The sequence below is a fragment of the Chryseotalea sp. WA131a genome (assembly GCA_025370075.1).
Taxonomy (GTDB): domain Bacteria; phylum Bacteroidota; class Bacteroidia; order Cytophagales; family Cyclobacteriaceae; genus ELB16-189.
This window is the reverse complement of record CP073016.1, coordinates 1,001,861-1,014,889: the sequence shown is the minus strand read 5'-3', so window position 1 is coordinate 1,014,889 and position 13,029 is coordinate 1,001,861. Positions and strand designations below refer to the sequence as shown.

Here is a 13,029-nt window from a genome sequence, read left to right as displayed (position 1 = left end):
TTGATTAATAAATTTTCGGCAAAACTAATGATTTTATTCGCTTGCCGTGGCCATTGATTCGGTGATAAAAGTCAAAACTTTATCACGTCCGGTTCTTTTTTCGGCCGAGGTAACAAAGAGAGGAGGAAGTTCTTCCCAATATTTGAGCAGGCTTGCCTCAATTTGACTTTTGGATTGGGCCAATTCAAACTGCTTAAGTTTATCAGCTTTGGTAAGTATGATGGACATTGCCAATTGCTGCTCGCCCATCCAATTGATGAAATCTAAATCTTTGTTTTGCAGAGGTAAACGGGCATCTAGTAGGATAAACGTACACAAGAGATTGGTTCGATTTTTTAAATACCCTTCAATCATTTGACCGAATTGCCAGCGCGACTCGCGGCTAACACGGGCAAAACCATAGCCTGGTAAATCTACCAAATACCATTGCTTATTGATAGCAAAGTGATTGATTGTCTGAGTTTTGCCAGGCGTGCTCGATACTTTGGCCAAGTCTCTGCGCTCCACCAACATGTTGATGAGAGAGGACTTGCCAACGTTTGATCGGCCGATAAAGGCAAACTCTGGAAGTTTGGGCTCGGGGCATTTTTGGTAGTCGGTATTGCTCACCATGAATTCTGCCAACCTGATTACCATATACTTAAAGTGTTGATTGAAGCGCAAATTACTAAGAATGTAATAATGGAGTTAGTTATGATAAAAAATGACCGCTTTATTTTTTGAAGGAATTTGCTAAATTGCCCCTTATTAACTTATTTTTTAATCGAGTAAAACCATTTTTTGATATGTACAGCTATTTGCGGGTACTTTTTTTACTTTGCTTAATCACACTTTCGTCTGATCTTTTGTTCGCCCAGAACCGACAAGACAAAGAATTGGCTCGAACTTACATGGAACAGGCTGAGTTGATTTTGGCTGATACAAAAGCTGAAGACGAAGCCCGCGAGATTATAGTGACGGCAGCGAATCTGGATACTACTTTTATTCAGGCAAATTTTGAGGCTGGGCACATGCATTTGATAACCATTGGTAAGGAATTGGCTGTAAAGTACTTCTTACGAATTTATAGACAGGATCCAAATTATAGATTTGATTTAGAATTTTGGATTGGCAAAAGCTATCAATATGGTTTGCAATTTGATAAAGCAATTGATTTTTATAACCGTTACCGGGATAAATTGATTAGAAAGCCTAACTATCTGGGCAAAGACAAAATAGAATTGAAAGTAGTTGACAGAAACATAGAAGAGTGTAAAAACGGAAAAGAGTTCGTAGCCAATCCTCAGCCATATTCAATTATCAATATGGGGAGAGAGATCAATTCTGAATTTGAAGATTACGGCCCTGTGTTTAACGCGGACGAATCAGAAGTTATTTTTACCACTCGTAGGCGAGATGGAAATACGTATGAAAATGTTGCTATTGATAACAAGCCCTATGAAGATGTCTTTATTGCCAAGAAAGTAGGTGGATCTTGGAAGAAAGCTCAAAATATCGGCCTCCCGATTAATAGCAAATTTGGAGATTCTAATTTAACTCTTTCTCCTGACGGCCAAACATTGTTTTTATATAAAGATGAAGGAAATGGAGATATTTACGAGAGTGAAAGACAAAAAGATGGAACTTGGAGCGAACCTGAAGCCTTAACAGCTTTAAATTCCTCATATAGAGAATCGTCCGTCTCAATCACAGCCGATGGAAATACGATATACTTTGCGAGTGAAAGACCAGGAGGCTATGGAGCTTCTGACATTTATTATAGTGTAAAGGATAGTAATGGAGAATGGAGCCGAATAAAAAACTTAGGGACAACAATCAATACAGAATACGAAGAAGATGGCCCATTTATTTCTTACGATGGAAAAACTTTGTATTTCAGTTCGAAAGGCAAAAAGGGAATGGGTGAGTATGATATCTTTAAAACAACTTTAATCAATGCGGACAAAAATGAATGGACTGAGCCTGAAAACATTGGGTATCCCATTAATTCCCCCGATAATGATGTGTTTTTTAGCACTTCAAAAGACGGAAAAAGATGGTACTATTCGTCTCTAAGAGATGATGGAATTGGCTATGAAGATATCTATGAGATTTTACCAATAGAGCCAAAGAAGGAATCAATAGTAGCAAAAACCCCCGATCCGATCATAGAAGAACCTAAAATCCCATTGGTAGAGCCTAAAGTAGAACCAAAGGTCGAACCCATAGTAGAGCCCGTTAAGCCAAGCATAGTCCCAATCAAATATGTAGTGAAGGTAGTAGATGCAGAGTCTGAAAGTCCAATTGATGCCAAGGTGCGCATGCAGGGTTCTAAAGATAATTCACCAGTGGGCATGACCAACAATGGTACTGAATATGAGTTTTCATTGGCAAGCACGAAGCCAAAAGACTATCGATTATCAATTGAGCGTGAAGGATATATTTTTCAAAATCTTACCGTAAAAGTAGAGGCAGCCACTGAGAAAGAGAAAACCATTACCAACACCATTCGAATGAGAAAGTTGGTGGTAGGAGCGGTTTCTATTCTACGCAATATTTATTTTGATTTTGATAAGGCCACCTTCAAAACAGAGGCTTACCCTGAGTTGAACAAGTTGGAGGCGATGATGAAACAAAATCAAAACCTTTCAGTTGAAATTGCAGGCCATACCGATAGCTTCGGTTCTAAAATAGTGAACATGAACCTATCTGAAAGAAGAGCAAGAGCCGTAAAGAGTTTTTTAACCTCAAAGGGAATTGACCCACGAAGAGTAGCAACAATAGGTTATGGAGAAGAACGTCCGCTGGCTAGCAATGACGATGAAGAAGAAGGTCGTCAATTAAATCGCAGAGTGGAGTTTAAAGTGTTGGGCAATTAAATTTTTGATTTCGCCCAACTTAATCAAAACAACAGCTTCTTATACTTGTTATCTGAGTTAGGAATCTATGGTTGTTAAGAGTCCTTAATCTTAAATCAAACATCTTAAATCTTAAATATTCTTGGTAGTCCCCTATAAAAATGATGAAGCCACCAAAAAGCAACAAGTGGCCCGCATGTTCAACTCCATCAGTGGTACCTACGATTTTTTGAATCACTTTTTGAGTTTTGGCATTGATATTATTTGGCGAAGAAAAGCAATTGATACATTGAAGGAATTGCACCCCAAGTTAATACTAGATGTTGCCACAGGTACAGGCGATTTTGCGATTGAAGCGCTGAGTCTGAATCCTGAGAAAGTGGTTGGTATTGATATCTCCGAAGGTATGCTGCAGGTGGGAAGAAAGAAAATGGTGGACAAAGGCCACAACAAAATTATTTCGATGCAAACGGCCGATTCAGAAAATCTACCCTTTGCTGACAATAATTTCGATGCGATCATCGTTGCCTTTGGTGTACGCAATTTTGAGAATCTAAAAAAGGGATTGGCAGAGATGCACCGGGTATTAAAGCCAGGAGGAAAGGTGGTGATTTTGGAATGTTCCAATCCTCGGTCACCTTGGTTTCGTCCTTTCTACTTGTTTTATTTCAAGGTGATTACACCCTTGGTTGGAAAAATATTTTCAAAAGATTCAGCAGCTTATTCGTACCTTCCCGAGTCGGTAAGTGCCTTTCCAGACGGTAAAAATTTTACCGACATTTTGGAAGCTGTTGGATATAAAAAAACTACATGCAGGCCATTAACATTTGGAGTAAGTTCGCTCTACACCGGCATCAAATAGTAGCCGTTTCGTTTTTGCTCTTGCTTACTTCGGCTGCGCAGGCGCAATTGTTTCGCTGGGCTCGGCAGCACAATCCCAATTATGACGAGCGAAAAATCAGCTATGGGTTTTCAATCGGCTTGCATACCAGTTCGTATCAGGTAAACTATTCTGAGAAATTTATCGCAAAGGCCTACGATACATTGTCGTCTATTCAGCCACAATTTTTCCCCGGTTTTTCATTGGGCTTTTTGGTCAATTATCGACTCAACGAGTTTTTTGATTTGCGGCTCATGCCAAAGGCTGGTTTCTATTCTCACCGACTTACCTATTACTTTACCAAACGCACCACGCAATATCAAATGGTGGAATCTACATTGGTGGAATTTCCGCTATTGCTAAAATTCAAATCAATGAGGCGTGGCAATGTGCGCATGTATATGATAGGGGGGTTAACACCCGCATTTGAAATCTCTGGTAAGAACGATGTTGGAAATGCTTCTGCCACTCTCCCAATCGTGCGAAGAAATATAAGCTTGGATGCTGGCATTGGCTTCGATTTTTATTTTCCTCTTTTCAAATTTTCTCCTGAAATTCGATTTTCGAGAGGCATTTCAAACATGTTGGGCGATGAGTCAAATTATTACAAAGACCCCATCAGCCGATTGAACACAAACACCATTGGTGTCTATCTTATCTTCCAATAACCTTTTTTATGCAAAAGAGAATTGCACTCATTACAGGAGCTACTTCCGGAATTGGCGAAGCCACTGCTATTTTATTGGCGAATAACAATTTTGATTTGATTCTATGTGGTCGCAGAAAAGACCGATTGCAAGCGTTGGAGAAAAGCTTGGGTTCGCTTACCAAGGTTACCACTCTTGCTTTCGATGTCCGAAATCTGAATGACGTAAAATCTGCCGTCCATTCTTTATCAAGTGAATGGAAATCAATTGATGTATTGATTAACAATGCTGGTAATGCTCATGGACTGGATCCTATCCAAACCGGAAGCACAGAAGATTGGGATGCGATGATAGACATCAATGTAAAAGGTCTGCTATACGTTTCTAAAGAGGTTATGCTGGGTATGATTTCAAGAGCGAAAGGGCACATCGTAAATATTGGTTCCATTGCTGGAAAAGAAGTGTACCCCAACGGTAACGTTTATTGTGCAAGCAAACATGCCGTGGATGCCATCACTAATGGAATGCGAATGGATTTAAATCCTTACGGCATCAAAGTAACGGGGATTCATCCGGGTTTGGTGGAAACTGAATTTTCGATTGTACGCTTTAAAGGGGATGAGACGCGCGCAGCCACTGTGTATAAAGGCTTAAATCCGCTTACTGGAAAAGATATTGCTGAGTTGATTTTGTTTACCATTACACGGCCTGCCCATGTAGTAGTGGCCGATATGATTGTGTTGCCCACCGCGCAAGCAAGCGCTACTGTGGTAAAAAGGAATGTTTAATTATCCTTTTTGGTGGCCGATAATTCAGGTAACTTCATATCCCCGCCCATCCAATTCCCGTGCACTTCTTGTTAATTATTTTTTAGCTTTCCACTAAAATCCGATATTCCATGAACCGACTGATTCTATTCGCCAGCTTGGTAATTATCAACCAACTCGCATTCTCCCAAAAGAAAAAGCAAGATGCCCCGCCAGCGCCTGTATCTATTTCACCCATCGCTGCCAAAGTAGCGGGCATGAAAAAATACGAAGGTTACTTTGAGTATTATTATGATGAGAAGCAAGACAAAATCTTTTTGCTGATTGATAAGTTTGATACTGAAGTACTGCATATTGAATCGTTGACGGCCGCCATTGGCTCAAACGATATTGGGCTGGACCGCAATCAGCTAGGCAAAGAGAGGATTGTGAAATTTGAAAAACGAGGGAACAAAGTTCTACTGATTGAACAAAATTATTTCTATCGTGCCAGAAGCAACCATGAAGCCGAGCGCAAGGCGGTAGAAGAATCTTTTGCGCAATCCGTCCTCTGGGGCTTTGTGTCGATTGCAGAAGAGGGCAACAAAGTTTTGGTAGATGCCTCTGATTTTTTGTTGCAAGACGTTCACGATGTTGTGGGCACATTAAAGGCACAGAATCAAGGCACTTATTCGCTTGATAAATCTCGTTCTGCATTTTACCTGCCGCGCACCAAAAATTTTGCGAATAATTCCGAGTTTGAGGTAACGCTTACGTTCACCGGACAAGCTACCGGTAATTATATTCGCAGTGTAACCCCTACACCCACTAGCGTTACTGTTCGTGAACATCATTCATTTGTACAATTGCCTGATGGAAATTTTAAGCCTCGCAAGTTCGATCCGCGTGCCGGATATTTTACTTTTTCGTTTTATGATTACGCAACCCCCATCAGCGAGCCGCTCGAAAAAAGATGGATCACACGCCATCGTTTAGAAAAGAAGGACCCAACTGCTTCCATTAGTGAATCCGTCAAGCCAATTGTGTATTATATGGATCCGGGTGCACCCGAGCCCATTCGCTCGGCATTGATGGATGGTGCCCAGTGGTGGAACCAAGCTTTTGAAGCGGCCGGTTATAAAGATGCTTTCCAGGTAAAAGTATTGCCCGAAGGTGCAGACCCAATGGATGTGCGCTACAATATGATTAATTGGGTACATCGATCCACACGCGGGTGGTCGTATGGAAGTAGTGTAACTGACCCGCGCACAGGAGAAATTATCAAAGGTCATGTTACGTTGGGTTCGCTACGGGTGCGTCAAGATTTTTTAATTGCCGAAGGGTTGCTTGCTCCGTATGAAGAAGGCCTACCAGTTTCAAAGGAAATGGAACAAATGGCACTGGCGCGCTTGCGTCAATTGGCTGCGCACGAAGTAGGCCATACACTGGGCTTGGCGCATGCTTATTCTTCAAGTGCAGAAAATTTGGCATCGGTGATGGATTACCCGCACCCCATGGCTAAATTGGTAAATGGCAAAATTGATTTGAGTGAAGCGTACGATACCAAAATTGGTGTGTTTGATAAAGTTTCGATTGCGTATGGCTATCAACATTTCCCGCAAGGAACAGATGAAGACAAAGCGTTGAATGACATACTTCAAAAATCATTGAAAGCCGGGCTTACTTTTTTATCCGATCAAGATGCGCGACCGCAAGGCGGGGCACACCCTTACGCACATTTGTGGGACAATGGCAAAGACCCGGTAGATGAATTGAATCGTGTGATGGAAATCAGGCAGGTAGCATTGAAAAATTTTGGTGAGAAAAATATTAAAATGGGTGCCCCCATGGCGATGTTGGAGGAAGTGCTGGTGCCGATGTATTTCTTTCATCGTTACCAAGCTGAAGCGGCCGTAAAAATGATTGGCGGATTAAATTATCGGTATGCCTTGCGTGGAGATGGGCAACCGATCACCGAATTGCTATCGCCACCACAAGAACAGAAAGCGTTGGAAGCATTATTGAAAACTGTGCACCCTTCAGCACTTACTCTCCCAGAAAGTTTATTGAAGATCATTCCTCCACGGCCCATCGGTTATTCGCGTCACCGCGAACTGATTAAAATCAAAACAGAACTTACCTTCGATCCGCTCTCCGCGGCCGAAACAGCAGCCGACATGACGTTTAGTTTGATACTACACCCCGCACGTGCCAATCGGTTGGTTGAACAGCACACACGTGAAGCCAAGTTGCCGTCCTTGGAAAATGTAATCGATCAAATGGTAACAGCCACTATTAAAAGTGCACCCCGAACGGGTTTGGAGTCATCTGTTCAAATGGCTGTAAACATTGCGTTGATTTCGAACTTGGCAAGTCTGGCTCTAAATAAAGACGCATTGGGTCAAACCAAATCTATCATTCACTTTAAGATTACACAGCTAATAGCTTGGTTAAGTACTAGAGCTACAGCCGATGATGGCTGGAGAGCACATTATTCGTATTTGGCAGAAAAGTTAACACAATTGCAAGACGATCCGGACGAATACAAGGAAGAGAATGTGTTGCCACCACCTCCTGGCATGCCTATAGGCGATATGGATTTGGATTTTTGTGGAGAGTTTAGAAAACCCTGATTTTTTTGGTTATTCGGTGGTCATAAAACTCGCTAAAACCTATTGATGTAGGTTTTCAGTTAGTTTTTGAAGATTTATCAACCCTTGTGTACCTACATTTGGAATGGTAGATTATGACCAAACCCCTTTTTATACTATCTGCTTACATAGCTGTGTCGGTTACGGTGTTCTCTCAAACTAGGTACGACAGTTTGATGAACTTGGCCAACCAAACCCATCAAGATTCTTCGCGCGTAATCTTATTGAACGAGGCCTCCATTGCTTTGCGCGAGTCGGATAGCAACAAAGCTTTAGAGATAACACAGCAGGCAAGAATGCTGGCCGAAAAGCTACAGTTTAATAGGGGCATTGCTATGACATTGGCCAACATTGGGTGGATCAATTACCGTCAAGGCATTTATTCTGAAGCCCTTTCGCTCTCTATGGAAGCCCTAAAAATTGACCGTCAATTGGGTGACAATAAAGAGATTTCAAACTGCCTGAACAACATAGGTGCAATTACCTTCGAGCAAAAAAAGTTCGATGATGCTTTGAAAAGTTTTAAAGAAGCGTATGCTTATTCAACGAAGATTAATTATACAATAGGTATGAACAGAAGCTTGAATAACATTGCTTTTTGTTTTTTGCGCCTTAAGAAATTAGACTCTGCTCGCCATTACACGCAACGTTCAATCAATGAATTTACCAACAGTAATTTTGCCCCATTCTCAAAACGCCTTTTGGGTGACATCGCTCTGGAAGAGAAAAATTATGGTGAGGCATTGGGCTATTACGAGGATTGTTTGCGATCTGCAGTGGTGCAAAAAAATAATTTTTTGGTTGCTTCTACCCAATATAGAATCGCCAAGACTTATAATAAACTAAAAAACCCTGACAAGGCTTTGCAGATACTATTCCAAAATATTGAGGTTGCTAAAAAATACAATTATAAAAGTGAATTAGAGTCCAGCTATTTGGTAATGGCAGAATCGTATTCATTAAAAAATGATTTAGCCAAAGCAATGGAGTACCAAACGTTGCATTACCAATTAAAAGATTCTCTTTCTGAACAACGGAGAGGAGAACTAACCGAGAATATCCAATCAAAATACCAATCAGAAATTAAGAATGCTCAGATTGAATTGCTGACAAGAGATTCGTTGATTAAGGGAAATGAATTGAAGGCTCAGCGAATATTGATGTATGTGGGTATAGGTATTCTGATTGTGTTAGCCATTTTGATCTTCAATCTTTTGCAAAGCAATCAACGAAACAAAATGGCCAACTCCTTGCTTTCAAAACAAAATGAATTGATCAACGATCAGTCTAACCAATTGGAAGCACTTAACAAAACAAAGGATAAAATCCTATCGATTATTAGTCATGATATGCGAAGCCCGTTGGCGGGATTGAAAGGCATTGTCAACTTGATGAGTACGGATAGCATTTCGCAAGAAGAGTTTATTGAAGTTTCAAAAAATCTGCGCAAAAACCTCGACTATGTTTACAATGATTTAGATAACCTTCTTCATTGGGCCAACGCTCAAGTAAAGGGTATTCGGCCACAGTTTGAACGTGTTTCCGTTCAGGACGTGGTGATGGAGAAGGTGAACCTGTTCGCAGAAGTGGCAAAGAATAAATCTATCCAAATTGATTTAAATATTGCTGCGAATCTTTATGTGTGGGCCGATATTAATCATTTGAGGTTAGTGTTTCGCAACCTCCTCAGCAATGCCATTAAATTCAGTGCGCCTCATTCAAAAATCGAAGTAAACGCTTTCGATGAAGGCAAAATCGTACGCATGGAGGTAAAAGATTTTGGGATCGGTATGAGCGAGGAAGAAATTCAAAAGTTATTCATGATTGAAAACCATTTCACTCGAATGGGCACGCAAAATGAAAAAGGTATTGGCCTCGGTTTGATTTTAGTCAAGGAGTTTGTGGAGACCAACAAAGGGTCTATCGCAGTTCAAAGCCATGAAAGAAAGGGAACCACCTTTACCGTAACGATGGAAAGCCAACCTGCCTAACGATACTTTTCCTCTAATCGTTTTATTTCGCCACTCCTGTAAGCCACTTGGTGTCGACCTTTAATTCTTGCTACTTTCAGCATTGTTAACTCATGACTTATGCAAAATTTATTTCTGGTTAAGAAGTCAATAGCGCTCGCACTATTGTTCTCTTCCACTTATTTGTTCGCCCAAGAAGATAAGGAACTGAATCCGGTAACTCGTACCTACGCTATTACTAATGCCAACATCATTCAATCACCAGGGCGTAAAATCGAAAAAGGAACCGTAGTGGTGAAAGATGGATTGATCCAAGCAGTTGGTGTCTCAGTATCCATTCCACCAGAGGCAATTGTTATCAAGGCCGATTCAATGTTTGTGTACGCAGGCTTCATCGATGGCTTCTCTCGCGTGGGGGTGAGCAAACCAAAAGAAGAACAGAAGGAGCGTCCCAAAGATCCGGGCAAACCGACCAATGAACGCGCGGGCATCACCCCACAGAATGATGTGCGTAATTTTTTAAACCCAAATGACAAAGCAATTGAAGAGCTGCGGAATATTGGCTTTACCGTAGCACAAGTAGTGCCTTACGGGAATTTATTGCCCGGTCAAGCAGCCATTGTTTCGTTGGGCGCTAAGACTGCCGATGGAATGGTGTTGGTTAGCAATTCTGCCATGTATTCTGAATTATCGACAGCAGAAAACGTGTACCCCGCCACGATTCTTGGTGTGATGGCCAAGTGGCGCGATTTGTATAGACAAGCCACGGCTGCAAAGTCAAATCAAAGTTTGTATGCCTCCAATCGGGTAGGGCTGGAGCGCCCCCTTTCGGACAGATCGCTAGAAGCATTTTATCCGGTTATCGACCAACGCATGCCTATGATTTTCAAAGCAGAAAAAATGTTGGAAACGCAACGTGTCATGATTTTAAAAAATGATTTAAAGTTTTCCTTGATGATGGGTGATTTGAAAGAAGGATGGCCCATCATCAATAAAATAAAAAGTTCAGGGGCTAAGGTCTTTTTATCTCTTGATTTACCCGAGGAGGTGAAAAAAGATGACAAGAAAGAAAAAGAAGAACCTAAAAAAGAAGATCAACCCAAGTCTGAGGGCGAACTAGAAAAGGAAGCGCTGGAGAAAAGAAAAGCTGATGCTATTGCGAACTTCATTGGGCAAGCTGCCAGCTTTAGCAAAGCTGGGGTTCCGTTTGGCTTTTCTGTTATGAGTGCCAAACCAAAAGATATACCGACTAACCTTAGGCGCATGATTGCCGCAGGATTATCGGAAGATGCAGCGCTAGCCTCTCTGACAACGACACCTGCTCAATTGCTAGGGTTAAGTGATCGGATGGGGTCCATCGATAATGGAAAAATGGCCAACCTCGTGATCACCGATAAGTCGTACTTCAACGAAAAAGCAAAAGTTCGTTATGTGTTTGCCGATGGCAATCTCTACAAGATGGAAGTCAAGGAGACTAAAAAAACTGACCCGAATGCAAAGGTGGAAATTCAAGGAAGCTGGTCTACCACTACCGATAGCCCGCAGGGAAAGTCAACCAACAAGGTCGCTTTCAAGAAAGAAGGCAGCAATTATTCGGGCACTATTTCGGGTGGCCGACTTCCTAATGAAGTGTCTCTAAAATCAGTAACGCTGGAAGGTAATTCACTTACATATACGTACACGTTAAATTTTGGTGGACGCTCCGTAGATGTAGAAGTGTCGGCAACCGTTGAAGGCGATGCGTTTAAAGGCAATGCAAATGTTGGTCAGTTCGGTAGCTTTACAATTGAAGGCAAGAAAGACCCGAAGTAAGTTGGCCAGTAGTAAGTTGAAAATGAACAATTGACAAAATCAAAAATCAATATGATGAAAGATGATAAACAAATAATAGGCAGTAGGCAGTTGGCAGTAGGCAGTATTCTGACTTCTATCTTCTGTATTCTAGCTTCTTTTATATGCTATGGCCAAGTTGAAAAGGGAAGTATGTTGATCAAGAATGGAACAGTACTTACCATCACCAAAGGCACGCTGGAGCAAACGGATATACTGGTTAAAGACGGTAAGATTGTGCAGGTCGGAAAATCGATTGCTGCGCCAGCAGGTGTGAAGGTAATCGATGCTTCGGGTTTATTTGTGATGCCTGGCATTATTGATGCGCACTCACATATTGGATTGGACGCGATTAATGAAGGCACGAACGCCATTACTCCTGAAGTACATGTTTCGGATGCTATCAACCCCACCCAAATCAGTATTTACAGAGCTTTGGCCGGAGGATGCACCTCTTCACATGCCATGCATGGTTCGGCCAATTCCATAGGTGGCCAATGCCAAACCATCAAGCATCGCTACGGCACACTTGATCAAGAGGCGATGAAAATGGAAGGCGCACCTCGCACTATCAAGTTTGCGCTTGGTGAAAACCCAACGACCCACGGTAGGAGAGATGGTACACAACCGCAATCGCGGATGGGCGTGGAGTTTGTGATTCGCGAAGCATTTTCGCAAGCAAAAGAGTACAAAGAGGCTTGGGAAAAATACAATGCAAATAAATTGGTGAAAGGCTTTCGCGGAACACCCCCAACCTACAGTTTGCGGTTAGAGACCTTGGCCGAAATTTTAAAGGGCAACATCATCATCCATTGCCACAGTTACCGTGCCGATGAAATCAATATGATGTTGAACGTGTGCAAAGATTTTGGTATCAAACGAATTACGTTTCAACACGTAAACGAAGGTTTCAAAGTAGCGCCCGAACTAGCGGCTGCTGGCGCCATGGCTTCTGTATTTTCTGATTGGTGGCAGTACAAATTAGAAGTGTATTATTCCACTGCTTACAATGCCGCTATTCTGGTCAAGAATGGTGTGGTTACTTCTATCAATTCAGACGATGCCGGAATGATCCGAAACCTGTATCACCAAGCAGGTAAAACACAAAAATATGGTAGCCTTAGTGATGACGAAGCCTTATCATTAATTACTATCAATCCTGCTAAGCAATTGGGTATAGAAAATAGAGTAGGTTCTATTGAAGTTGGAAAGGATGGAGACTTCGCCATCTTCAAAAATCATCCACTCTCTATTTATGGGGTACCACAATATTCAATTGTAGATGGCCTTGTACGATTTGACCGAGCAAAAGACAATAACGATATGCGTGTGTGGACTGACCCAAAAGAGACAATCGATATCCCCACCATTCATAAGAGCTACGCCCATGACAAAGACAATTGTTTGCAAGATGTAGATATGGAATTGGCCGATTTATTTAACGACAAAAAATGATTATGGAAAAGAG

General features: G+C 41.7%; 9 protein-coding genes. 8 read left to right on the top strand and 1 reads right to left on the bottom strand.

Annotation, left to right across the window (positions count from 1 at the left end; translation table 11 throughout):
- Nucleotides 1-33: 33 nt before the first annotated feature.
- The gene (locus tag KA713_04660; GenBank protein ID UXE67896.1) at nucleotides 34-636 is read right to left on the bottom strand and encodes a YihA family ribosome biogenesis GTP-binding protein; all 603 of its coding nucleotides are present in this window, start codon (nucleotides 634-636) and stop codon (nucleotides 34-36) included.
- 149 nt (nucleotides 637-785) lie between these two features.
- Here KA713_04660 and KA713_04655 point away from each other — a divergent pair, with 149 nt between their 5' ends.
- The 8 genes from KA713_04655 (at nucleotide 786) to KA713_04620 (ending at nucleotide 13,016) form a co-directional block, all read left to right on the top strand.
- Nucleotides 786-2,858: an OmpA family protein gene (locus KA713_04655; GenBank protein ID UXE67895.1), complete on the top strand. Its 2,073-nt coding sequence runs from the start codon at nucleotides 786-788 to the stop codon at nucleotides 2,856-2,858.
- A 175-nt stretch (nucleotides 2,859-3,033) separates the two neighbouring features.
- Nucleotides 3,034-3,699 (top strand): bifunctional demethylmenaquinone methyltransferase/2-methoxy-6-polyprenyl-1,4-benzoquinol methylase UbiE, encoded by a 666-nt coding sequence (gene ubiE / locus KA713_04650; GenBank protein ID UXE69029.1) that lies wholly within the window; start codon nucleotides 3,034-3,036, stop codon nucleotides 3,697-3,699.
- Complete coding sequence (locus KA713_04645; protein ID UXE67894.1) at nucleotides 3,648-4,385, top strand: PorT family protein; 738 nt, start codon at nucleotides 3,648-3,650, stop codon at nucleotides 4,383-4,385. The genes ubiE and KA713_04645 overlap by 52 nt, the downstream gene beginning before the upstream one ends.
- An 8-nt stretch (nucleotides 4,386-4,393) precedes the next feature.
- The gene (locus KA713_04640) at nucleotides 4,394-5,152 is read left to right on the top strand and encodes an SDR family NAD(P)-dependent oxidoreductase (GenBank protein ID UXE67893.1); all 759 of its coding nucleotides are present in this window, start codon (nucleotides 4,394-4,396) and stop codon (nucleotides 5,150-5,152) included.
- Between the two features lie 236 nt (nucleotides 5,153-5,388).
- Entirely contained in the window at nucleotides 5,389-7,743 is a 2,355-nt protein-coding gene (locus KA713_04635) for a zinc-dependent metalloprotease (GenBank protein UXE69028.1), read from the top strand.
- Between the two features lie 113 nt (nucleotides 7,744-7,856).
- Entirely contained in the window at nucleotides 7,857-9,752 is a 1,896-nt protein-coding gene (locus KA713_04630) for a tetratricopeptide repeat protein (GenBank protein ID UXE67892.1), read from the top strand.
- Between the two features lie 99 nt (nucleotides 9,753-9,851).
- The gene (locus KA713_04625; GenBank protein ID UXE67891.1) at nucleotides 9,852-11,543 is read left to right on the top strand and encodes an amidohydrolase family protein; all 1,692 of its coding nucleotides are present in this window, start codon (nucleotides 9,852-9,854) and stop codon (nucleotides 11,541-11,543) included.
- 54 nt (nucleotides 11,544-11,597) lie between these two features.
- Nucleotides 11,598-13,016 (top strand): amidohydrolase, encoded by a 1,419-nt coding sequence (locus KA713_04620; protein ID UXE69027.1) that lies wholly within the window; start codon nucleotides 11,598-11,600, stop codon nucleotides 13,014-13,016.
- Nucleotides 13,017-13,029: the final 13 nt, after the last annotated feature.